General features: G+C 71.3%; 20 protein-coding genes. 6 read left to right on the top strand and 14 right to left on the bottom strand.

Annotated features, from left to right (window positions below; genetic code table 11):
- Positions 1-19 precede the first annotated feature (19 nt).
- Entirely contained in the window at positions 20-1,627 is a 1,608-nt protein-coding gene (locus HY68_RS21980; protein ID WP_041991425.1) for an amino acid permease, read from the top strand.
- On the opposite strand, the gene HY68_RS21975 is transcribed toward HY68_RS21980, so the two are convergent.
- Positions 1,578-2,039 carry a hypothetical protein gene (locus HY68_RS21975; protein WP_041991423.1) on the bottom strand — a complete coding sequence of 154 codons (462 nt, stop codon included), beginning with the start codon at positions 2,037-2,039 and terminating at the stop codon, positions 1,578-1,580. The genes HY68_RS21980 and HY68_RS21975 overlap by 50 nt on opposite strands.
- A 219-nt stretch (positions 2,040-2,258) precedes the next feature.
- On the bottom strand, positions 2,259-2,897 hold the full coding sequence (locus HY68_RS21970) for a TetR/AcrR family transcriptional regulator (RefSeq protein ID WP_041991421.1): 639 nt from the start codon (positions 2,895-2,897) through the stop codon (positions 2,259-2,261).
- 179 nt (positions 2,898-3,076) lie between these two features.
- On the opposite strand from HY68_RS21970, the gene HY68_RS21965 reads away from it, so the two are divergent.
- Genes HY68_RS21965 through atzF form a run of 4 tightly spaced genes read left to right on the top strand, consistent with a single transcriptional unit; the run spans position 3,077 to position 9,827 of the window.
- Positions 3,077-3,904, top strand: coding sequence for an urea amidolyase associated protein UAAP1 (locus HY68_RS21965; RefSeq protein ID WP_041991419.1), 828 nt, complete (start codon positions 3,077-3,079; stop codon positions 3,902-3,904).
- A complete protein-coding gene (locus tag HY68_RS21960) occupies positions 3,901-4,542 on the top strand; it encodes an urea amidolyase associated protein UAAP2 (RefSeq protein ID WP_041991417.1) in 642 nt (213 codons plus the stop codon). The genes HY68_RS21965 and HY68_RS21960 overlap by 4 nt, the downstream gene beginning before the upstream one ends.
- Positions 4,539-8,054, top strand: a complete 3,516-nt coding sequence (locus HY68_RS21955; protein WP_041991415.1) for a 5-oxoprolinase/urea amidolyase family protein — start codon at positions 4,539-4,541, stop codon at positions 8,052-8,054. The genes HY68_RS21960 and HY68_RS21955 overlap by 4 nt, the downstream gene beginning before the upstream one ends.
- A 27-nt stretch (positions 8,055-8,081) precedes the next feature.
- Positions 8,082-9,827: an allophanate hydrolase gene (gene atzF / locus HY68_RS21950; protein WP_041991413.1), complete on the top strand. Its 1,746-nt coding sequence runs from the start codon at positions 8,082-8,084 to the stop codon at positions 9,825-9,827.
- A 19-nt stretch (positions 9,828-9,846) separates the two neighbouring features.
- On the opposite strand, the gene HY68_RS21945 is transcribed toward atzF, so the two are convergent.
- The 12 genes from HY68_RS21945 to HY68_RS21890 all read right to left on the bottom strand — a co-directional run bounded on the left by HY68_RS21945 (position 9,847) and on the right by HY68_RS21890 (position 22,123).
- Positions 9,847-12,675, bottom strand: a complete 2,829-nt coding sequence (locus HY68_RS21945) for a DEAD/DEAH box helicase (RefSeq protein ID WP_041991411.1) — start codon at positions 12,673-12,675, stop codon at positions 9,847-9,849.
- A 45-nt stretch (positions 12,676-12,720) separates the two neighbouring features.
- Positions 12,721-13,659, bottom strand: coding sequence for a diacylglycerol kinase (locus tag HY68_RS21940; protein WP_041991409.1), 939 nt, complete (start codon positions 13,657-13,659; stop codon positions 12,721-12,723).
- A gap of 50 nt (positions 13,660-13,709) precedes the next feature.
- Positions 13,710-14,672 carry a twin-arginine translocase subunit TatC gene (tatC, locus tag HY68_RS21935; protein ID WP_041991407.1) on the bottom strand — a complete coding sequence of 321 codons (963 nt, stop codon included), beginning with the start codon at positions 14,670-14,672 and terminating at the stop codon, positions 13,710-13,712.
- Between the two features lie 59 nt (positions 14,673-14,731).
- Positions 14,732-15,022 carry a Sec-independent protein translocase subunit TatA gene (gene tatA, locus HY68_RS21930; protein WP_041991406.1) on the bottom strand — a complete coding sequence of 97 codons (291 nt, stop codon included), beginning with the start codon at positions 15,020-15,022 and terminating at the stop codon, positions 14,732-14,734.
- Positions 15,023-15,299: 277 nt separating this feature from the next.
- The gene (locus tag HY68_RS21925) at positions 15,300-15,497 is read right to left on the bottom strand and encodes a hypothetical protein (RefSeq protein ID WP_041991404.1); all 198 of its coding nucleotides are present in this window, start codon (positions 15,495-15,497) and stop codon (positions 15,300-15,302) included.
- Positions 15,498-15,518: 21 nt separating this feature from the next.
- A complete protein-coding gene (locus tag HY68_RS21920) occupies positions 15,519-15,800 on the bottom strand; it encodes a hypothetical protein (RefSeq protein WP_041991402.1) in 282 nt (93 codons plus the stop codon).
- Between the two features lie 32 nt (positions 15,801-15,832).
- On the bottom strand, positions 15,833-16,789 hold the full coding sequence (locus HY68_RS21915) for a WYL domain-containing protein (protein ID WP_041991400.1): 957 nt from the start codon (positions 16,787-16,789) through the stop codon (positions 15,833-15,835).
- A 15-nt stretch (positions 16,790-16,804) separates the two neighbouring features.
- The gene (locus tag HY68_RS21910) at positions 16,805-17,761 is read right to left on the bottom strand and encodes a WYL domain-containing protein (protein WP_041991398.1); all 957 of its coding nucleotides are present in this window, start codon (positions 17,759-17,761) and stop codon (positions 16,805-16,807) included.
- A gap of 124 nt (positions 17,762-17,885) precedes the next feature.
- A complete protein-coding gene (locus HY68_RS21905; protein WP_041991395.1) occupies positions 17,886-18,257 on the bottom strand; it encodes an FKBP-type peptidyl-prolyl cis-trans isomerase in 372 nt (123 codons plus the stop codon).
- Between the two features lie 43 nt (positions 18,258-18,300).
- Positions 18,301-19,329, bottom strand: coding sequence for an FKBP-type peptidyl-prolyl cis-trans isomerase (locus HY68_RS21900; RefSeq protein WP_041991393.1), 1,029 nt, complete (start codon positions 19,327-19,329; stop codon positions 18,301-18,303).
- 160 nt (positions 19,330-19,489) lie between these two features.
- Positions 19,490-20,851: a Pup--protein ligase gene (pafA, locus tag HY68_RS21895; protein ID WP_041991391.1), complete on the bottom strand. Its 1,362-nt coding sequence runs from the start codon at positions 20,849-20,851 to the stop codon at positions 19,490-19,492.
- A 9-nt stretch (positions 20,852-20,860) separates the two neighbouring features.
- Positions 20,861-22,123 (bottom strand): MFS transporter, encoded by a 1,263-nt coding sequence (locus HY68_RS21890; RefSeq protein WP_041991389.1) that lies wholly within the window; start codon positions 22,121-22,123, stop codon positions 20,861-20,863.
- 126 nt (positions 22,124-22,249) lie between these two features.
- On the opposite strand from HY68_RS21890, the gene HY68_RS21885 reads away from it, so the two are divergent.
- Positions 22,250-23,208, top strand: a 959-nt coding sequence (locus HY68_RS21885) for a LacI family DNA-binding transcriptional regulator (RefSeq protein ID WP_063779669.1), incomplete at its 3' end; no start/stop codon positions are given.

The following is a 23,208-nucleotide window of genomic DNA, read 5'->3' as shown; positions in this document are numbered from 1 at the left end:
TCAGGGACAGGGGCCCTTCATGAGCGTCACCGCATCCGCAGCCGGAGCCCGCTCCGAGGCCAGCCAGGGCGACTCAGTCGCGCTGGCCGGTTTCGGCTATCGCCAGGAACTGCACCGCAGCCTGGGGCAGTACGCGTCGTTCGCCGCCGGGTTCTCCTTCATCTCCGTCCTCACCACCGTCTTCCAGTTCTTCGCGTTCGGCTTCTCGTTCGGCGGGGCCGCCTTCTTCTGGACCTGGCCCGCCGTGCTGGCGGGGCAGTTGCTCGTCGCGGCCTGCTTCGCCGAACTGGCCGCCCGCTACCCGCTGTCGGGCGCGATCTACCAGTGGTCGACCAGGCTCTCCACCCCGTCGTTCGGCTGGTTCGCCGGCTGGATCATGGTGATCGGACAGATGGTCGTGGTGGCGGCGGCAGCGCTCGCGCTCCAGGTCGTGCTGCCGGCGATCTGGAGCGGTTTCCAGCTCGTCGGTACGGACAGCTCACCGGCGTCGGCGAGCGGAGCGGCGAACGCGGCGCTGCTCGCCGTGGCGCTGCTGGTGGTGACGACGGTGGTGAACCTGCTGGACAACCGCGTGATGTCGGTGGTGAACCGGGTGGGGGTCACGGCCGAGATCGTCGGCGCTGTGCTGATCGTGGTGCTGCTGTTCACCCACGCCGACCGCGGCCCCGGCGTCACCCTGCACACCGGCGGCCAGGGCGGCGCGATCGGCGCGCTGCTGGTGGGCTCCTTCACCGCGGCGTACGTACTGATCGGGTTCGACAGCGCGGGCGAGCTGAGCGAGGAGACCCGCTCCCCGCGGCGTACCGCGCCCCGTACGATCCTGCTCGCCCTCGCCGCCGCCGGGGTCCTCGGCGGGCTGCTGCTGCTCGGCGGAGTGCTGGCGGCGCCGAGCCTGACCGACGGACGGCTGAGCACCGAGGGCCTGTCCTACGTACTGACCAGCACCCTCGGCGAGGGCGTCGGCCGGGCGCTGCTCGTCGACGTGGTGGTGGCCATCGCGGTGGCGACCCTGGCCATCCAGACGTCGGGCTCACGGATGCTCTTCTCGATGGCCCGCGACGGCTCCCTGCCGGGCGCCCGCCTGCTGGCCAAGGTCTCACCCCGCACGGGCATGCCGACGGCGACGGCCCTGACGGTGGGCGTGGCGGCGGCCGCCCTGTGCCTGCTCAACCTGGCCTCCCCGGAGGCCTTTCTCGCCATCGGCACGACCTGCATCGCGATGCTCTACCTCGCCTACCTGATGGTCACGGCCCCGATGCTGCTCCGCAGACTGCGCGGCACATACGACACGACGCGGGCCGACACGACGCACCCCGACACGACCGACGAGAGCGGCAAGCCGCCCTTCTCCCTGGGCCGTTGGGGCCTGCCGGTCAACGCCCTGGCCTGCCTCTACGGCGTGGCGATGACGGTCAACCTGGCCTGGCCCCGAGCCACGGTCTACGACCCGGCGGGCGGCCACTGGTACTTCCAGTGGTTCACGATCCTGTTCCTGCTGGCCACGGTGGGACTGGGCGGTCTGTACCGCGCGGTCGTAGCGAGGCGGGGCCGTCGGCCGGATCCGCTCAAGTCCGTATCTACGCCGGCTGCTGACGCAGCGTCAACGGCTGGCAGCCCCGTACGGTGACCACGCCGTCGGCGGTGTCCAGGGTGATCTCGATCCGCTCGTCCCGGCCGCCCGCGCGGAACTGCGGCAGCCGGTCCGGGTCGCTGGGCTCGGTGGTCACCGAGCAGATCAGCGGGGGCGCCGAACGGGCGCCGTCCGAGACGTACGTGCCCTCGGGGAGGTCCTGGCCGACGGTGTAGTCACCGTCCCCGAACTCCTCCCCGCCACCCGGGGCGGGGAGCACGGCCGCGGTGTCCTCACCACGCGGATCCCGGCCCCCGCCGCCGGTCGCGATACTGCCGACGACAAGGACCAGGAGGACTGCCCCGACGGTGGTGAACACCGTATGCCGCGCGAACCAACCGGGACCGGGCGGCGACGGTTCCGCCTCCGGTCCGTCCGGCTGCGGGAGCGGGTCGTGCTGCTGACTCACGTGACATGTCCCCTTAAGACAATCTTCCGGACGTTTTGCACCGGGGTGCGTGAATGTATCCGGACGAACGGGGACTCGTGGCAGTTTCGGCAACTCCCGGCGGAACAAGCGGAACCCGGCTAATCTCTTCGCACACTCCGCTGCCCGGGTTCGACGATCGGGTGCTTCGGGTTGGTGAACTGGCCCATTTGGCTGCCGCGTTGGACCGGTGACGTCGGCTCAGGCGGTCTTGGTCGGAACGCCGACTATGCGTAGTGCCGCGTCCGCCGTTGCCGAGGCGAAGGATTCGACCGGGCGCGCGGGGTCGGAGCGGTGGACGAGGATGACGCTCTCGATCAGGCCGAAGACCAGGTCCGTACGCAGGGCCCGTTCGGCCGGGTCGAGGCGGGCGCCCGGCGCTGTCGCCGTCAGCAGGCTGCCGTACGTGTCCTTGAGGTCGGCGCGGGTGCGGTGGAAGCCGGTGAAGCGCTCCGACCGGACCTCGGGCAGCAGGTAGAGGCCGCCCAGGTTGTGCGGGCCGCCGCACAACAGCTGCACGTCGGAGCGGCACAGCTCCCACAGCCGGTCCTCGGCCGGGCGGTCGCGGTCGGCGAGCAGTCCCCTGGCCAGGGTCAGCGACGGGGCCACCGTCGATTCCAGCAGCTCGGCCAGCAGGTCTTCCTTGCCGCCGAAGTAGTGGTACATCGTCGCCTGGCGCATACCGGCGCGCTCGGCGACGGACCGGGTCGTCGTCGCCGCGTACCCGAGCGTCGTGAACAACTCAGCTGCGGCGCCCAGCAGTTCGTCGCGGGCGGACAGCCCGCTGTCCGGTCGCTGCGCCGCGCGTGGCCGTCCGACCCGTCGTCCCGTCGTGCCCATACACCGATCGTCGCACAGCGCGCCGCGTCCCCGGATCTTGGTGAGTTTCCGGTAACGCGCGCGCAACGGCCGGGCAACGGCGCCGAAGCCGCCCCCGCCTAATTTCTGTCGGGCGACAGAAACAACGGAGTGCCCTAAGAGCCAGGGAAGCAGCGACCGAGGAGCCCGGAGGCCGAGTCATGAAGACAGCCACGACACACGGGGCCAGGACCCACGCCCGCGCCCAGGCGGGACGCCGGGCCGACGCCATGCCCGTGGTGCCGGCCACCGACTGGCCCGCGCCGCCCTGCGGCGCCGGGCATCTGGTGTGGGCCGAGACCGTCGCAGGCGGCGGCTACACGCATCGTGCCGTGGCGCGCGGCACCGAGATCCGCCTCACCGACCTGCGCGGCGACGCCTGCGCCCATCTGCTGCTCCACGCGGACGGCCGGCCCTGGGAGCGGCTGAACACCGCCGACACGGTCAAGGTCCAGTGGAACGCCTATCTGCGCGCGGGCCGGCTGCTCCTGTCCGACCAGGGGCGGGTCCTCGCCTCGCTGACCGAGGACACCGCCGATGGCCGGCACGACGCGCTGTGCGGCACCTCGACCCGCGCCTCGAACACCGCGCGGTACGGCGACGGCGCCGTGCACTCCAACTCCCCCGCCGGACGGGAGCTGTTGAAGCTCGCCGCGCTCAAGAACGGCCTTGAGCCGCGCGATCTGCCACCCTCCGTCTCGTTCTTCCAGGGAGTGGAGATACGCAAGGACGGCACCCCGGTCCTCACCGGCTCGGCCGGCCCCGGCGGCTCGGTGACCCTGCGCGCCGAGCAGGACCTGACCGTACTGATCGCCAATGTGCCCCACCCGCTCGACCCACGGCCCGACTACACCAGCACCCCGCTGGAAGTACTCGCCTGGACGGCCGCCGCCACGCAGCCCGGCGACCCGTTGTGGGACGCCACGCCCGAGGGCCGCCGCGCGTTCCTCAACACCGCCGAATTCCTCGCAGCGAAGGGCGTCCGATGACCGGCACCAGCAGCACAGGCAGCACCAGCACCGTCGTACCCGCCCGGGCCGCCTGGTCCGCCGTCGTCCGCGCGGGCCGGCTCCTCACCCTCACCGATCTGCGCGGCAACCAGGCCGTGGACTTCCTGGTGTACAACGCCCAGGACACCGCCGTCCGCTACAGCGCCCCCGACACCATCCAGGCGCAGTCGAACATCTACCTCACCACCGGCAGTGTGCTGATGTCGAACGAACACACCCCACTGATGACGGTCACCGAGGACACCTGTGGCCGGCACGACACACTCGGCGGCGCCTGCTCCAAGGAGTCGAACACCCTGCGCTACGGCCACCACACCTGGTCCCAGCACGCGTGCGTGGACAACTTCCTGAGCGAGGGGGCCCGTTACGGTCTCGGTAAGCGCGATCTGGTCTCCAACGTGAACTGGTACATGAACGTGCCGGTGGAGAAGGACGGCACGCTCGGCATCGTGGACGGCATCTCCGCGCCCGGTCTGCGCGTCACCCTACGCGCCGAGACCGACGTGTTGGTCCTGGTCTCCAACTGCCCTCAACTCAACAATCCCTGCAACGGGTTCGACCCGACCCCCGTCGAGATGACCATCACGGCCGCCGCCGACTCGGGCGCCGCCGCATGAGCTTCGACACGCTGCTGGTCGCCAACCGGGGCGAGATAGCCGTGCGGATCATCCGTACCGCGCGGCGGCTCGGGCTGCGTACCGTCGCCGTCTTCTCCGACCCCGACCGCCCCGCGCCCCACGTACGCCTCGCCGACGAAGCCGTACGGATCGGTCCCGCGCCCGCCAAGGAGTCGTACCTGGACGCGGAGTTGGTGCTGCGGGCCGCCAAGGACACCGGCGCCGGCGCCATCCACCCCGGCTACGGATTCCTCTCCGAGGACGCGGCCTTCGCCCGCCGGTGCGAGGACGCCGGGATCGTGTTCGTCGGCCCGACACCCCGTCAGCTCGACCTCTTCGGCGCCAAACACACCGCCCGCGCGGCGGCCGAGGCGGCGGGTGTCCCGCTCGCACCCGGCACCGGTCTGCTGCCGGACCTCGCGGTCGCGCTCAGCGCCGCCGAGGCCGTCGGCTATCCGGTGATGCTCAAGGCGACCGGCGGCGGAGGCGGCATCGGCATGCGCGCCGTCCGTGACGCGGCCGGGCTCGCCGACGCGTGGGAGCAGGTGCAGCGGGTGGCCGCCGCGTCGTTCTCGTCCGCCGGGGTGTTCCTGGAACGGCTCGTCGAGGACGCGCGCCATGTCGAGGTGCAGGTCTTCGGCGACGGTCTCGGCCGGGTCGTCACCCTCGGCGACCGGGACTGCTCACTCCAGCGCCGCAACCAGAAGGTGCTCGAAGAGGCCCCGGCTCCCGGTCTGCCCAGCGCCGTACGTGAGCGCCTGGCCTCCTCGGCGCGGGAGTTGTGCGCGTCCGTGGACTACCGGTCGGCGGGGACGGTCGAGTTCGTGTACGACGCGGCCCGCGAAGAGGCGTACTTCCTTGAGGTCAACACCCGCCTCCAGGTGGAACATCCCGTCACCGAGGCGATCCACGGCATCGATCTGGTCGAGTGGATGCTCCGGCTCGCGCAGGGCGAGACCGACGTCGTCCAGCAGCCGGCCGCACCTCGCGGGCACGCCGTCGAGGCCCGCGTCTACGCCGAGGACCCCACACGCGAACACCGCCCGAGCGCCGGGCTGTTGACCCGGGTCGCCTTCCCCTCCGACATGCCGGCCGTACGGGTCGACTCCTGGATCGAGACGGGTACGGAGGTGACGACCGCGTACGACCCGATGCTGGCGAAAGTCATCGCCCGGGGCGCGGACCGGGCCGAGGCGTTCGCCACCCTGGACTCGGCACTGGCCCGCACCCGCGTCGACGGCATCGAGACCAATCTGGGGCTTGTCCGCGCCGCCCTCGCCGAGCCGTCGGTGGCGGCGGCCACCCATTCCACCGCCACCCTCGCCTCGGTCACCGATCCGACACCCCGCATCGAGGTGACGGCGGGCGGCACCCTGACCACCGTGCAGGACTGGCCGGGCCGCACCGGCTACTGGCAGGTGGGCGTGCCGCCGTCGGGCCCGATGGACAGCCGCTCGTTCCGGCTCGGCAACCGCGCGCTGGGGAACGACGAAGGCGCCCCCGGGCTCGAATGCACCCTGCGAGGACCGACGTTGCGCTTCAACCACGCGACCACGGTCTGTGTCACCGGCGCCCCGGCACCGGTCACCGTCGACAGCGACGGAGTCACCGCACCCGCACCGCTGTGGGAGCCGGTCACGGTCCCCGCCGGCGGGTCCCTCAGCGTCGGCGCGCCCGACGGGACCGGGCTGCGGACGTACGTCCTGTTCGCCGGCGGCGGGATCGACGTCCCCGGCTTCCTGGGCAGCGCCGCCACCTTCACCCTGGGCCGGTTCGGCGGCCACGGCGGCCGGGCGCTGCGGACAGGGGACGTCCTGCACGGGGGTGCGGAGGCCACGTCCGCCGGCCCGGTGCCGCCCGCCGAACGGCCCGGCATGGCGCACACCTGGCAGCTCGCAGTGGCCGAAGGTCCGCACGCGGCGCCGGAGTTCTTCACCGAGGACGACATCAGGGCGTTCTACGGCGCCGACTGGAAGGTGCACTTCAACTCGGCCCGCACCGGCGTCCGGCTGATCGGACCCACCCCGCGCTGGGCGCGAACCGACGGCGGTGAGGCCGGACTTCACCCCTCCAACATCCATGACACGCCGTACTCGGTGGGCGCCGTCGACTACACCGGCGACATGCCGGTGCTGCTCGGCCCCGACGGCCCCTCGCTGGGCGGATTCGTCTGCCCGGCGACCGTCGTGACCGCCGAGCGCTGGAAGCTGGGACAGCTGCGCCCCGGCGACACCGTGCGCTTCACCCCGGTGACGGTCACGGGCGAGGCGAGGCCCGAGATCGTCGACGGCGGCGTCCTGCACCGGGAGGGCGATGTCACCTACCGGCGCTGCGGCGACGACAACATCCTGGTCGAGTACGGTCCGATGCAGCTCGATCTGGCGCTCCGGATGCGGGTGCACGCCCTGATGGAGGCGCTGGCGGCCCAGGCCGTCCCCGGGATCACCGATCTGACGCCCGGTATCCGCTCGTTGCAGATCCGGACCGATCCGGCCGTGCTGCCGCAGTCCGAGCTGCTGCGTCTGCTCCGCCGCACCGAGGCGGCGCTGCCGCCGGCCGACGAGCTGGTGGTGGAGTCGCGCACCGTCCATCTGCCGCTCTCCTGGGACGATCCGGCGACCCGCGAGGCCATCGAGCGCTACATGACGGGGGTACGGGACGACGCGCCGTGGTGCCCGTGGAACATCGAGTTCATCCGGAGGGTCAACGGTCTGGCGTCGGTCGACGACGTGTACCGCACGGTCTTCGACGCCGAATATCTCGTACTGGGCCTGGGCGACGTGTACTTGGGCGCGCCGGTCGCCACGCCGCTGGACCCGAGGCACCGGCTGGTCACCACCAAGTACAACCCGGCCCGCACCTGGACCGCCGAGAACTCGGTCGGTATCGGCGGCGCCTATCTGTGCGTGTACGGGATGGAGGGGCCCGGCGGCTACCAGTTCGTGGGCAGGACCACCCAGGTCTGGTCCCGCTGGCGCGAACAGCCGTGGCTGCTGCGGTTCTTCGACCGGATCAAGTGGTATCCGGTGAGCGCGGACGAACTCCTCGCGCTGCGCGCCGACATGGCGGCGGGACGCTTCGTACCGCGCACCGAGGAGGGTACGTTCGCGCTCGCCGACCATCAGCGGTTCCTCGCCCGGAACGCGGCCGCCATCGAGGAGTTCAGAGCGGTGCAGGCGGCGGCGTTCGGCGCGGAACGCGCGGCGTGGAAGGCGTCGGGCGAGTTCGCCCGCGCGACACAAGAGCCGGCCGCTCCGCACCCCGATCGGGCCGAGCTGACCGTGCCACCGGGCAGTCGCCTGCTGGAGGCCGAGTTCGCCGCCTCGGTGTGGCAGTTGAACGTGGCCCAGGGTGACACGGTCAAGGCCGGACAGCCGCTGCTCGCCCTGGAGGCGATGAAGATGGAGTCCCGGGTCCACGCGCCGGCCGACGGCGTGGTCACGAGGGTGCTGACCGCGCCCGGTGCCCAGGTCGAGGCCGGTACCCCGCTGCTGATCCTGTCCCCGGCCTGACGGCCCGTCATGACGCAGGAGGCCCCCATGGCAACCGGCCCTGTCACCACCGTCCTTGAGCGGGTACGCGCCGCCTACCGGCGTATCGAAGAGACCGGACGGCCCGAGATCTGGATCACCCTGCGGCCGCAGGAGGACGTGGAAGCCGAGGCCCGCGCCCTCGACGCACGCGGACCCGACGCCACGCGCACGCCGGACACCTCACACCCGCCGGACGCCCCACGGCTGCCGCTGCTCGGCCATCTACTCGCGGTCAAGGGCAACATCGACGTCGCGGGCCTGCCCACCACCGCGGGCTGCCCGTCCTACGCGTACGAGCCCGCAGGCGACGCACCCGTGGTGGCGCGGCTCCGGCAGGCGGGCGCGCTGGTCATCGGGAGCACGAACATGGACCAGTTCGCCACGGGCCTGGTCGGCACCCGCTCCCCGTACGGCGCCGTACGGTGCGCCGTCGACCCGGAACGTATCTCCGGCGGGTCGAGTTCGGGGTCCGCAGTGGCCGTGGCCCTCGGCATCGTGGATCTGGCCCTCGGCACCGACACGGCGGGCTCGGGCCGGGTGCCCGCCGCCTTCAACGGGATCGTCGGGCTGAAGCCGTCGCGCGGGCTGGTGCCGACCCGGGGCGTGGTGCCCGCCTGCGCCAGCCTGGACTGTGTCAGCGTCTTCGCCAGAACACTTACCGAGGCGCGGCTCGCCCTGGCGCTGATGGCCGATCCTGCGGAGTCCGGCCGGGACGGGACCGGCAGCGACGCACCACGCAGGCGCCCGGGGCCCTGGCGGGTCGCCGTACCGCCGACGGACCAGCTCGGACCGCTGGAGGACGGCTGGGCCGTGGCGTACGAAGCGGCTGCCGCGCGCCTGACCACCTCGGGCGCCCAGCTCGTGACGGTCGATCTGACCCCGTTCACCGAGGCGGCGGCGATGCTCTACGAAGGGGCCTTCGTCGCCGAGCGGTACACCGCCGTAGGTGCTTTTATCGACAAACACACCGGAGCCGCCGACCTCGATCCGACCGTGGCGACCATCATCGGCCGGGCCAGGGACATCCCCGCGCACCGGCTCTACGCCGACCAGGCGCGCCTCGCGGAGCTGCGCGCCGCCGCGCTGGCGACGCTGGGCGACGCCGACGCCCTGCTGCTGCCGACAGCGCCCCGGCATCCCACGCTCGCGGAGGTGGCCGCCGACCCGCTGGGCGTGAACGCGGACCTCGGCCGGTTCACCAACTCCACGAATCTCTTCGACCTGGCCGCCGTCGCCGTCCCGGCGGGTGAGGTGCGCGGCAGACCCTTCGGGGTCATGCTCGTCGGCCCCGCGGGCACGGACGACCGGCTGGCGACGCTGGCCGAAGACCTGGGCCGGAGCCGCCAGCGCGTCACTCTCACCGTGGTCGGCGCGCATCTTTCCGGGCAGCCGCTGAATCCGCAGTTGCTCGCGGCGGGCGCCCGGCTGGTCCGTACGACCAGCACCGCGCCCCGCTACCGGCTCTACGCCCTGCGCACCGACCCGCCCAAACCGGGCCTCGTGCACACCGGAGAAACAGTCGAGACCGGGACCGAGATCAAGGCCGGTGCCGCGATCGAGGCCGAGGTATGGGAGTTGCCCGCCGAGGGGCTGGGCACCATCGTGGCCGCGCTCCCCCGGCCCATGACCATCGGCCGGGTGGAGCTGGCGGACGGCGCGAGTACCGCGGGCTTCCTGTGCGAGCCCGCGGCGCTCGACGGCGCCGTCGACATCACTTCGTACGGTGGCTGGCGCGCCTACCTGAGCGGCTGAGGCGCGGCCGGCCCGGCGATCAGCCGACCGAGCTGTACGCCACGACGCCGCGCCGTACCTCGTCCACCGCCTTGCGGGCGTTCTTCGCGACCGTGCTGTTCTCCCGGGGAGCGGCGGCGGCGATCTGTCCGAGCACGTCGATGACCTGCTTGCACCAGCGGACGAAGTCGCCCGCCGGCATCTCGGCCTCGCGCAGCACCTCGTCGAGCCCGCGCCCGGACGCCCACATGTAGACCGCCCAGGCGAACCCGAGGTCGGGTTCGCGCTGGCCGACGCCCTCCGCCTGGTTGATCTTGAAGTCCTCCTCCAGATCGTCCAGCCGGCTCCAGATCCGCACCATGTCGTTGAGCGCGGCCTTCGCGTTGCCCGAGGGGACCTTGGGCGTCACCGCGTCGTCCGACTGCCGGGCCTCGTAGACCAGCGCCGACACGCACGCCGCCAGCTCGGCGGGGCCGAGCCCCTCCCAGACGCCCTCGCGCAGACACTCACTGGCCAGCAGATCCAGCTCCCCGTAGAGCCTGGCCAGCCGCTTGCCGTGCTCCGTGACCTCGTTGCCGCGCAGATAGTCCAGCTCGGTGAGCAGCTTGACGATCCGGTCGAAGGTGCGGGCGATCGTGTTCGTCCTGCCCTCGATCCGCCGCTCCAGCTGCCGCGTGTCCCGCTGCAGCCGGTGGTAGCGCTCGGCCCACCTGGCGTGGTCCTCCCGCTCGTCGCAGCCGTGGCAGGGGTGGGCCCGCAGGGCGGTGCGCAGCCGGGCGATCTCCCGGTCGTCCGCCGCCTCGGCCCGCTGCTTGCGGTGCCGCTCGGGCACGATGTGTCCGGCCTTCGTGCGCAGCGCGGACGCCAGGTCGCGGCGCGACTGCGGCGAGCGCGCGTTGAACGACTTGGGGACCCGCATCCGGTCCAGCGCCTCCACGGGCACCGGGAAGTCCATCGACGCCAGCCGCTTGACCTGCCGTTCGGCGGTCAGGACCAGGGGCCGGGGCCCTTCCTGGTACTCCAGGCCGCGGTGTCCGTTGGAACGCCCGGCCGGCACCCCGGGGTCGAGGACCAGCGCGAGCCCGGCGAACTTCCCCGTCGGTACGTGGATCACGTCGCCCGGCTTCAGCTTCTCCAGCGAGGCGGCGGCAGCGGCGCGCCGCTGCACGGCGCCCTGCTTCGCCAGCTCGTTCTCCCGGTCCTTCAGCTCGCGGCGCAGCCGCGCGTACTCCTCGAAGTCGCCGAGGTGACAGGTCATGCCCTGGCGGTAGCCGTCGAGCCCTTCCTCGTTCTTCTGCACCTGCCGGGAGATCCCGACGACCGACTTGTCGGCCTGGAACTGGGCGAAGGAGGTCTCCAGCAGCTCACGCGAGCGGTGCCTGCCGAACTGCTGGACCAGATTGACCGCCATGTTGTACGACGGGCGGAAGCTGGAGCGCAGCGGGTACGTACGGGTCCCGGCGAGCCCGGCGAGGGCGCCCGGGTCCATCCCGCGCTGCCACAGCACCACCGCGTGGCCCTCGACGTCGATGCCGCGGCGGCCGGCCCGCCCGGTGAGCTGGGTGTACTCACCGGGGGTGATGTCGGCGTGCTGCTCGCCGTTCCACTTGACGAGCTTCTCCAGGATCACGGTCCTGGCCGGCATGTTGATGCCGAGTGCCAGCGTCTCCGTGGCGAAGACGGCCTTGACCAGGCCGCGCACGAACAGGTCTTCCACGACCTCCTTGAAGGTCGGCAGCATGCCAGCGTGGTGCGCGGCGATACCGCGCTCCAGGCCCTCCAGCCATTCGTAGTAGCCGAGGACATGAAGATCCTCGCCGGGGATGGAGGCGGTGCGCTCCTCGACGATCTCGCGGACCCTGCGGCGCGCCTCGTCGTTGTTCAGCCGCAGGCCGGCGTGCATGCACTGCTGCACGGCTGCCTCGCAGGCGGCCCTGCTGAAGATGAACGTGATCGCCGGGAGCAGCCCCTCGGCGTCGAGCCGCTCGATGACCTCGGGCCGTGACGGCGTCCAGATCCGGCTGCGCTGTCTGCGCTCGCGCTCCCGGTCGGCCTCGCGGACCATCTTGCCGCGCCGCCGGTCGCGCGGGTTGTACGTGCGCTGGTTCTCCATGCGGGCCATCCGGACCAGGTCCGGGTTGGTCTCGCGCTTGCCGACGCCACGGCCGCCGTGGTCGGACTCCTCCTCGAAGAGGTCGTACATCCGGCGGCCCGCCATCACGTGCTGCCACAGCGGCACGGGACGGTGCTCGGAGACGATGACCTCGGTGTCGCCCCGCACGGTGTCGAGCCAGTCGCCGAACTCCTCGGCGTTGGAGACCGTCGCGGAGAGCGAGACCAGCGTGACCGACTCGGGGAGGTGGATGATCACCTCTTCCCAGACGGCGCCGCGGAACCGGTCGGAGAGGTAGTGGACCTCGTCCATCACCACATAGCCGAGCCCGGTGAGCGACTGCGAGCCCGCGTAGAGCATGTTCCGCAGGACCTCGGTGGTCATGACGACCACCGGCGCGTCGGAGTTGACGCTGTTGTCCCCGGTCAGCAGGCCGACCTTGTCGGCGCCGTAGCGCTTGGCCAGATCCGCGTACTTCTGGTTGGAGAGCGCCTTGATGGGCGTGGTGTAGAAACACTTGCGGCCCTCGGCCAGGGCCAGGTGGACGGCGAACTCGCCGACGATCGTCTTGCCCGAGCCGGTGGGCGCCGCGACCAGCACGCCCTTCCCGGACTCCAGGGCCTGGCACGCCTCGACCTGGAACGGGTCGAGGCCGAACTCGTACATCTCCCGGAAGGAGGCGAGCGCCGTGGCCTGCTCGACGGCGCGGATCCGGGCAGCGGCGTACCGCTCGGCTGGTGAGAGGTCCTCAGTCATCTTGCTGTCGAGCCTACCCGCCAGGTATGACAGTCACCGCGATCTTTATTTCGACTTGGAGCGGCCGTCGTCCGCTCCGGCGAGGACGCGCACGGCGCCGGGCACGCAGGTGGCGGTGAGCGGCAGCGGGCCGAGCGGTTCGCCGTCGGCGTAGCCGGTGAGGCCGTCTGCCGCGAGGGTGATCCGCGCGGTGCGGTGGACCGTGACGACGTGGTGGCTCAGATGCGTCCCCCGGTAGACCTTCGGGAAGACCCGGAGCAGGGTGGAGCGGCTGCATCCGGCGACGACCGTCACGTCGAAGAGGCCGTCGTCCATCTCGGCGCCGGCGGCGATCCGCATCCCGCCGCCGTACGAGGAGCCGTTGCCGACCGCGACGAGCGTGGCCTCGATCCGCCGCTCGACCCCGTCGTCCAGGGTCATCCGGTACGGGACGGGCGCGAAGGCGGCCAGCTCGGCGAGCATGGCGAGGTCGTACTTGAACCGGCCGGCGGGCAGCCGCATCCGGTTGCCCCGGTCGTTGACCCGTGAGTCGAAGCCGGAGGCGAGGACCGTGCCGAACCATCTCCCGCCGCTCCCGCCGCTCCCGCCGGTGACCCGGCCGAGGTCGACGGCGCGCGGTGTGCCGTTCTTGAGCGTGTCGGCGGCCAGCAGGGCGGCCGCCACCGGGTCGCGTACGGGCAGTCCGAGCGCGCGGGCGAAGTCGTTGCCGGTGCCGACGGCTATCACGCCGAGCGGGACGTGGGTACCGGCGACCGCTTGCAGCGCGAGGGAGATCAGCCCGTCGCCGCCGACGGCTATCAGGGCGCCGGTGCCGCCGTCGACCGCTTCCCTGGCCCGGCGCAGCGCGTCGGGCGCGTCGGAGCCGAGAACGGTCCGTACGGAGAAGCCGGCGGCCCGGAGGGCGTCGGCGGCGGGCCGCACGGCACGCGCGCCCCTGCCGCGACCCGCTGTGGGGTTGACGAAGAGGGTGATCTCGCTGGTCACCCGGCGGACCCTACAAGACGGTGCGCCGACGGACGAGAGCCGTTACGGGATCAGGTGACGTCGTCGTAGCCGTTGAGCCGGTTCGCCCGGCCGGCGTCCGTCTGCTCGGGCAGCACGGGCGAGGCGGAGACGGGCTCTATGGCCGAGTCGACGTCTTCCGGCGTGAGGTCCAGATCGGACGCCTCGTCGTCGGAGGGGCCCGTCGCGGTGCGCAGCCGGCGGCGCCGGTCGTTGTACATCGAGACGAAGCAGGCCGCGAAGTACAGCACCCAGATCGGCGCGGACAGGGCGAGCATCGACAGCGGGTCGGTGCTCGGCGTCGCGATGGCGGCGAAGACGGTGATGCCGAAGATCATGGCCCGCCACCAGCCGATCATCCGGCGGCCGGTGAGGATGCCCGCGAAGTTCAGCATGACGAGCAGCAGCGGCATCTCGAAGGAGAGGCCGAAGACGACGACCATGCGGGTCACGAGGTCGAGCAGGTCGTCCAGCGGCAGCAGGTTGTCCACACCGCTCGGCGAGAAGCCCAGCAGGACCTTGGCCGTGGTCGGCAGCACCTTGTAGGCGAAGAGGGCGCCGCCGAGGAACAGCGGCACACCGGCGCCGACGAAGGAGAGCGTGTACTTCTTCTCGTTGCTGTGCAGGCCGGGCGCGAGGAACGCCCAGAGCTGGTAGAGCCAGACCGGCGAGGCGAGCACCACGCCCGCCGTCAGGGAGACCTTGAGGGCGAGGGTGAACGGCGCCAGGAGCCCGTTGAGGGTGATGTGGGCGCACTGGGTGTTGCCCTTGGTCTGCTGAGCGAGCGCGCTGAAGTCGGTGGGGCAGCCGACCGACTGGAGCACCGGCTTCGTGAAGAAGTCGATTATTTCGTTGTAGAAGAAGGCGGCGACAAGCGTGACGACGACGATTGCCAGCAGGCCCTTCGCCATTCGGTTGCGCAGCTCACGCAGGTGCTCCACGAGGGGCATGCGCCCCTCGGGATCCGTCTCCTGCTTGCGGGCAGACTTGAGCAACCCACGTCCTCATCTCGTGCGGCGGACCACCGCTGACAGCGTCCGCTCCGGCCCTGGTCTCAGCGCTGAGTGGAGTCCGTCGGCTCGCTCACCGGACGGGCACTCGTCACGTCACCGGGCGCGGCCTTGATGGTACGGGGAGCCGACTGGTCCTGGGCCGTCGGGTCGGTCGGCGGGTCCGCCGGGGCCGTCGCAGCGCCTTCCGACTTCATCGCCTTGGCCTCGCTCTTGAGGATGCGGGCCGACTTGCCGAGCGAACGCGCCATGTCGGGAAGCTTCTTCGCGCCGAACAGCAGCACGATCACGACGAGGATGAGAATGATCTCGGGGGCTCCGAGCCTTCCGAACATAAGCGTTTACCTTCTCACCGAGGCTGCATGGGACGGGCCTGCACGATCGCGGCCGGGCATAGGGGCCCGACCGTGCCATGTGCAGCGATCGTAACGCCCAGGGGTGAACAAAAAGCAAGCCCCTGACGGCACTCTCGCTCTTCCGCATGCGGCCCGTGCCTCGCTACCTGGGCCACGCCGATCACCTTACCGCCCGAACTGGCGATGCAGGAGGGTGCGTCGGGCACGACCTGACCTGGGTAGGTGGCACGGCGGGACATCGCACCGGAGGGTGCGGCTACCGCAGGGCCTCGCCGGTGGCGGCGAGCCGGGTCGCGGCGCGCTCCAGATCCTCCGAGGCGCGGTTGATCCGCTCCGTGGTGGCGGCGACCTGACGGCCGAGCCGCTGGGTCTCCAGGAAGACGCGTACGGCCAGCACCCCGAGCACGGCGATACCGCAGAACCCGAGGGCGATGGCGAGCATGGGCCAGAACATACCGGCAGCCTAGGCCCTTTCTCAGCTGGCCCCGGAGCGGGAGTGGAGGCGCAGCGTCCGTACCCCGCCGCCGGTGAGGAGTTCGACGATGCGCTCGCCCGCGGGCTTGCGTACGGCGCTCTCGCACTCCGGGCAGGTGAAGGAGTAGAAGGTGGTCCGCCTGCTCGCGCCTATCGCCAGGCACAGCGCCCCCGCGGACAGTTCGAAGCCGGCTCTGCAATGCGGGCAGGCGGCCTTGAAGAGGACCGGGGTGACGGTCGAGAGTTCGTACGCCGCACCGGACATCCCAGACATTCCGACCATCCCAGATACTCCCGACATGTCTTTGAGTCTTCCTACTCTTGGCCGTCGTAGGCGGCGAGCGCCTCGTGTGCCGCCAGCCGCGCGCTCTCGGCCAGGTCCTGCGGGGAGACGATCCGGCCGTCACCGCCGAGCCGCAGCGCGAGCCGCCGCAGGGAGGCGGGGGCCGGGGTACGCAGCGTGATACGCAGCCCGCCGTCGGGAAGTTCATCCGCGCTGTCGTGCGGGTAGTACTCGGCCACCCAGCGACCGCCGGGGCCGACCTCGACGACCACCTCGGGATCGTCGGCCGAGGGCTGCACCAGACCCTCCGACAGATCGCGCAGCTCCAGCTCGGGCGGGGCGGAGGGCGCGTCGAGGAGCTTGATCTCGGCCACCCGGTCGAGCCGGAACGTCCGCCGGGCCTCGGACGTACGGCACCACGCCTCCATGTACGTGTGGCCCACGGCGAACAGCCGGATCGGGTCGACCTCCCGCTCGGTCAGTTCGTCCCTGGCCGGGGAGTAGTAGCGCAGCCACAGCCTGCGGCGCTCGGAGATCGCCCGGTCGACATCGGCGAAGACGCCGCCCTCCGACTCGAAGGTCACCGACAGCCGGGAGCTGGCCCCCGCCGCCTCGCCCGCCGCCGCCTCCAGCTTGGCCGTGGCGCGCAGCAGCGCCTGCCGGTCGCTCTCCCGGAGCCCGGGCAGGGTGGCCACCGCGCGGGCGGCGACGAGCAGCGCCGTCGCCTCGTCGGCGGCGAGCCGCAGCGGCTCGGCGACATCGTCCGGGTTGTGCCACCAGATGCGGTCGCCGTCGGTGTCGATGTCGAGGAGGTCGCCGCCCCGGAAGCTCGTGCCGCACATGGGCAGCACGTCGAGGTCGGAGATCAGCTCGTCCTCGGTGATGCCGAACGCCCGCGCGACATCGCTGACATGGGCGCCGGGGCGCTCCCGCAGATACGTCACGAGCGACAGCATCCGGCGGGTCTGGTCGATGGCGTTGGCAGCCATGGTGGTCGCCTCCCCTCAGCCCTTGGCCACGGCGCGCAGCCGCTCCACGACGTCGGCCCGCAGGTCCGCGGGCTCCAGCACGACAGCGTCCGGGCCGAACTCCACCAGCCAGGCGTCCAGACCGTGCCCGTACGGGACCTCCAGCTCGTCCCAGCCGTCGCCCAGCTCACGCGACGACAGCGCCTTGGCGCGCAGCGGATAGCCGCTGCCCGAGCGCAGTTTGATCAGGGCGGAGCGGGTCGCCGTCTCCCCCGCCCAGCTCTCCACGGTCTCCCGTACGGTCACCACGTCGGGCACCGGCGCCGAGAACTCGCCCGACCTGGAGCGGATCCGGCCGGTGATCCTGGAGAGCCGGAAGACCCGCTCGGCCCCGCGCTCCCGGTCCCAGCCGGCCAAGTACCAGTGGCCGCGCCAGCACTCCAGCGTCCAGGGCTCGACCTGGCGCTGCTCGGGGCGCGCCGCGTTGGCCTTGCGGTAGTCGAAGACGACGGGCCGCCGGTCGCGGCAGGCCAGCATCAGCGGCTCGAAGGCCGCCTCGTGCACGGGGATACGGGGTTCGAGGGCGCTGTGGTGGGCCTCGTAGCTGTCCTCGGCCTCCGGCATCCCGGCGGCCCGCAGCTTCTGCAGCGCGCCGCTGGCCGCGCCGGCCAGCCGGGCCTGCTGCCAGACCTTCGCCGCGAGGCCGAGGGCCGCGGCCTCCTCGGCGTCGAGGGTGATGGCGGGCAGCCGGTTGCTGTCGCGCCGGGCCACGTAGCCCGTGTCGCCGTCCAGGTTCTCCACGGTCTCGATGACCAGGCCAAGTTCGCGCAGATCGTCCTTGTCCCGCTCGAACATGCGGTTGAAGGAGTCGTCGGAGCCTGCCTCCAGATAGGCCTCGATGGAGCCGCGCAGTTCGCGCTTGCTGAGCGGCCGCCTGGTCCCGAGCAGACACAGCGCCAGGTTCATCAACCGCTCGGCCTTGGCAATGGCCATCGAAGCCCTTTCTGGTGGTACTTCCGACCGTTGACCGTACCGTCCCGGAGTGTGCCCGCAAAAGCCGAGGGCCCATGCCTGACGGCATGGGCCCCAGGTGGACACGGATCATGTCCGGATGTGATCAGACGGCGACCAGATCGCAGACGAAGATCAGCGTCTCGCCGGGCGCGATGGCACCCGGTGCGCCGCGGTCCCCGTACGCGAGGTGCGCGGGAATCGTCAGCTGGCGACGGCCGCCGACCTTCATGCCCTGGACACCCTGGTCCCAGCCGGAGATGACCTGTCCTGCGCCAAGGTTGAACCGCAGCGGGGTGCCGCGGTTCCACGACGAGTCGAACTCCTCGCCGGTGGAGAAGGCCACGCCCACGTAGTGGACGGAGACGCTGTCGCCCGCCTTGGCCTCCTGGCCTTCACCCTCCCAGAGGTCCTTGATCTCCAGATCGGCAGGCGGCTCGCCACCCGGGAAGTCGACCTCGGGCTTTTCGTTGCTCACTGAACTGCTCCTCGAAATGATGAACGGGACAACCGGGACAGTGTTACACCGCCGCCAGGATCTCGACGACGAACACCAGAGTCGAGTTGGCGGGGATGGTGTCACCCTGCGCCTGGTCCTTGTACCCCAGCGCCGGCGGGATCACCAGCAGCACCCGGCTGCCGACCTTCTTGCCGACGAGGCCCTTGTCCCAGCCCTCGATGACCTGCTTGGTGCCGATGGTCGTCGCGAACGGCGCCCCGGTCTTCCAGGAGTCGTCGAACGGCGTGGCCGCCGGCTTGCCCTCGTTGGGCTTCCAGGTGGCGCCGGTGTACTGCATGTAGACGCTCTGGCCGTTCTTGACCGTGGCGCCCTTGCCCTCCACGATCGTCTTGCTGACCAGGGCGGACGGCGGGTTGTTCTTCGGCACGGAGATCGTCGCCGCCACGCCCTTGCCCGCCTTGACCTGCGGCAGTTTCTTCGGGATCGAGGACTGGGTGCCCTCGGCCTGGGTGGGAATCACCTTTTCGAGGTCCAGCACGAACACCAGGGTGTCGGTGCCGCTGACCCCGAGTTGCTGGCTGCCCTGCGGGCCGAAGCCGGCGTTCGGCGGGGCCACGACCAGCACCCTGCTGCCGAGCTTCTGGCCGACCACACCGTCCGAGAACGCCGGGATGACGTTCTGCGCGCCGGCCGGGATGACCTGCGGGGCCGCTCCCTTGTCGTACGAGCTGCCGAGGTCCTTGCCGCCCTTCCACACCTTGACGGTGAAGTCGGCCATCACGAGGTCGCCCTTCTTGACCTCGGTGCCGCTGCCCTTGGAGATGGTGTGCACGACGAACTTGTCGCTCGGGTCGCCCTTGGGCAGGGTGATGGTCGCCTTCTTGCCCGTGGCCCCCGCGACGGTCGGCATCGGATCCGCCGTGTCGACGGGCTTGGGAACCGCCGGCGGCGACGCGGGGGCGGAAGGACCGGCCGAAGGGGACGCGGATTTGGACGCGGCGGAGTCGTCCTTCTTGGAGTCCCCACCACCTCCACACGCGGTCAGCGCCAGGGCCGGCACGATCAGCAGGGCTGCAAGACGGCGTCGCACAGAGGGTCCTCGGGGGTGTAGGGGGATGTCCGTGCGGCCACTCTACGACCCTGCGCCGATCGCTCAGGTGTACAGCGTGCGCACGGGCCCCGTACGGCGTTCGTACGGGGCCCGTGCGTATCCGGCCAAAACCCGGCGAAAATCCGGTCGTGGCCGTCGGTCACATACCGGCGATCAGCTTCTCCACCCGGTCGTCGACCGACCGGAAGGGGTCCTTGCAGAGCACGGTGCGCTGCGCCTGGTCGTTGAGCTTCAGATGGACCCAGTCGACGGTGAAGTCCCGCCGCTGCTCCTGGGCCCGGCGGATGAAGTCGCCGCGCAGCCGCGCCCTGGTGGTCTGCGGGGGCACCGACTTGCCTTCGAAGATCTTCAGATCGTTGCAGATCCGGGCCGCCTGGCCCTTCTTCTCCAGCAGGTAGTACAGCCCGCGACGGCGGTGGATGTCGTGGTAGGCGAGGTCTATCTGGGCGACCCGCGGATGCGACATGGTCATGTTGTGCTTGGCCCGGTAGCGCTCGATCAGCTGGTACTTCATGACCCAGTCGATCTCCGTGCTGATCCGGTCGAGGTCCTCGGCCTCGATCGCGTCGAGCGTGCGGCCCCAGAGCTCCAGGACCTGCTCGACGGTGCCGGTGCGGATGCCGCGGCGGTCGACGAAGTCGACGGCCTTCTCGTAGTACTCCCGCTGCACCTCGATGGCCGAGGCCTCGCGGCCGCTCGCCAGCCGGACCTTGCGCTGGCCCGTGATGTCGTGGCTGACCTCGCGGATGGCCCGGATCGGGTTCTCCAGGGTGAGGTCACGCATCACCGTGCCCGCCTCGATCATGCGCAGGACGAGGTCGGTGGCACCGACCTTCAGCAGCATGGTCGTCTCGGACATGTTCGAGTCGCCGACGATCACATGCAGCCGCCGGTAGCGCTCGGCGTCCGCGTGCGGCTCGTCACGGGTGTTGATGATCGGACGGGAACGGGTCGTCGCTGAACTGACGCCCTCCCAGATGTGCTCGGCCCGCTGGCTGACGCAGTAGACGGCGCCACGCGGAGTCTGCAGCACCTTCCCGGCGCCGCAGAGCAGCTGCCTGGTGACGAGGAACGGGATGAGGATGTCCGCGAGCCGGGAGAACTCTCCGTGGCGGGCGACGAGATAGTTCTCGTGGCAGCCGTAGGAGTTTCCCGCCGAGTCGGTGTTGTTCTTGAAGAGATAGACGTCGCCGGCGATTCCCTCCTCGTGCAGGCGGCGTTCGGCGTCGACGAGCAGACCTTCGAGAATGCGCTCACCGGCCTTGTCGTGCGTGACCAACTCGGTCACGTTGTCGCATTCCGGTGTCGCGTATTCCGGATGCGAACCCACGTCGAGATAGAGGCGGGCGCCGTTCCGCAGGAAGACATTGCTGCTGCGGCCCCATGAGACAACACGGCGGAAGAGGTAGCGCGCCACTTCGTCAGGTGACAGTCGGCGCTGTCCCCTGAACGTGCACGTGACGCCGTACTCGTTCTCCAGCCCGAAAATGCGGCGGTCCATGTCTGAACATTACGCCTGATGGCCTGAGCTGAAACCGGGTTCGGCCGCCCCGCTTCGATCATTTTCGGTTCCGGCCGTGGCATTCGAAGTACGGCCGGGAGCTGCGAGGACCCGTCGGGTGGCGATCAGTACGAGCAGCGCGGCGACGCCACCGGCCCCGGCGACGGCGAAGCTGGCCGTCGTACCGCCCGCGTCGACGGCGGGTCCCGCGGCCGCCGTGCCCAGTGCGGCGCCCACCCCGAAGGTCGTCACCAGCCAGGAGAACGCCTCGGTGACGGTGCCGCGCGGGGCGTGCCGGTCGACGACGATGAACGCGCAGGCGATGGCGGGCGCGAGGAAGACCCCGGCGATCACGCAGAGCCCCGTCATCGCCACCACGCCGGGGGTGAGGGTGAGCGGCAGATAGCCCAGCGCGAGCAGCGCGACGATCGTCCGCAGCCGCCGTTCGGGTGCGCCGGCCCACTCCCGTGAGCCGTACACCACCCCGCCCAGCAGCGCGCCGAGTCCGAGGGCCGCCATCAGCCAGCCGTAGACCGACTCCCGGCCCTGGTCGTCGGCGTACGCGACGCCGGCGACCGTGATGGAGCCCAGGGCCACCCCGACGAACAGGAAGGCGGCGAGCAGCGCGAGGAGACCGGGTGAGCGCAGCGCGCCCAGCCAATGGGCCTCGCGCGGCGCCGAGCGCCACGCGCGTGAGGGCTCGGACACCACGACGGAGAGCGCGCCGAGCACCCCGGTCGCGTTGATGACGAGCAGCGCGACACCCGGGGACCAGAGGGCGACCAGCAGGGTGACGAGCAGCGGTCCGACCGTGAACATCACTTCCTGGGCCACCGCGTCCATGGCGTAGGCCCGGTGCACCCGGTCCTCCTTGCCGAGGACGCTGGGCCACAGGGCCCGCAGCCCGCCTTCGAGCGGCGGGGTGCACAGGCCCGCCACCACGACGGCCAGGTAGGCGAGGAGCGGCGGGTCGGTGCCGACGGCCACGAGCAGCACCACACCGAGCGCGGAGAGCACGGCTGCGGGCAGTTGGACGCGTGGCTGGCCGTAGAGGTCCACGGCCCGGCCGAGCAGCGGCTGTCCGACGGCGTTGGCGATGCCGTACACGGCGGCCAGCGCGCCGGCCAGGCTGTAGCCGCCGCCCTCGGCCCGTACGAGCAGCACGACGGCGATCGGGGCCGTGGCGTTGGGCAGCCGGCCCACCAGCGTGCCCGCCAGCAGCCGGGCCGCGTGCGGGGTTTTGAGCAGGTCCTTGTATCCGGTGGCTCCCACAGCCCGCTCCGCCCCTCTCCCCCGGTGCGCCGGTTTCACCCGACGGCCGGAGTGTTACGTATAACGTCAGGCGTCATACGTACCATGTGCGCAGCACGCGGGTCCACCGGCAGGGAGTCGGCAATCATGAACGAGCAGGCCGCCAGGCCCACCAGCAGGGACGTGGCGCGGGCCGCCGGTGTATCGCAGGCGACGGTCTCGCTGGTGCTCGGCGACAAGTGGCGGGGCAGGGTCTCCGAGCGGACCGCGCTGCTGGTCAGGGACAGCGCGCGGGAGCTGGGTTACCGGCCCAACCTCGCGGCCCGCAACCTGCGGCTCGGCAGGACCAGGACGGCGCTGCTGGTCGTGCCGGCGCTCACCAACGAGTTCTTCGCCCGGGTGTACACGGGGGCAGCCGCGGTCGCCGCCGAACACGACTTCGGCGTCGTGCTCTATCCGTCACCCGACGGGATCGGCCCGGCCAGGGACCCGTTCGCCTCGGCGCGCGCCGCGCTGGACGGTGTCATCGCCTCGTCGATGGCGGCCGAGGCGCTGGCCACCATCCGGGGCGCCGATCTGCCGCTGGTGATGCTGGACAGCGATCCGGAGCGGCCGGGCGCCGCCGCCCGGGTGAATCTCGACATGGCGGACGGCATGCGGCAGGTGACGGAGCATCTGCTGGCCCTCGGCCACCGGCGGTTCGTCCATCTCGCCGCCGCCGTCGACTCCTGGACCTTCGACGTACGAGCGCGGGCCCTCGCCGAGGCGCTGGGCGGTACAGGCGCCGTCGTACGCACCGTCACCTCGGCGCTGGAGGTGGGCGCAGCGCGCGAGGCCGCCGCACACGCCCTGACCGGGGCGGGGCCCCGGCCGACGGCCCTGGTCTGCGACGACGACATCCTGGCGGCCGGCGTGTGCAAGGCCGTACGCAGGCTCGGTCTGCGGGTGCCGGAGGACGTGTCGGTGACCGGCTTCGACGATCTGACGCTGGCCGGCGCCGTGGAACCGGAGCTCACCACCGTGCGACTGCCGGCCGAACAGGTCGGCGAGCGGGGCATGTCGGCGCTCCTGGCGGTCCTGGACGGCCGTCAGCCGGCCGGGGGCGA

The sequence above is a fragment of the Streptomyces sp. AcH 505 genome (assembly GCF_000818175.1).
Taxonomy (GTDB): Bacteria; Actinomycetota; Actinomycetes; order Streptomycetales; family Streptomycetaceae; genus Streptomyces.
Note: the sequence above shows the minus strand (reverse complement) of the source record. Positions and strands in the feature narration are given on the sequence as shown.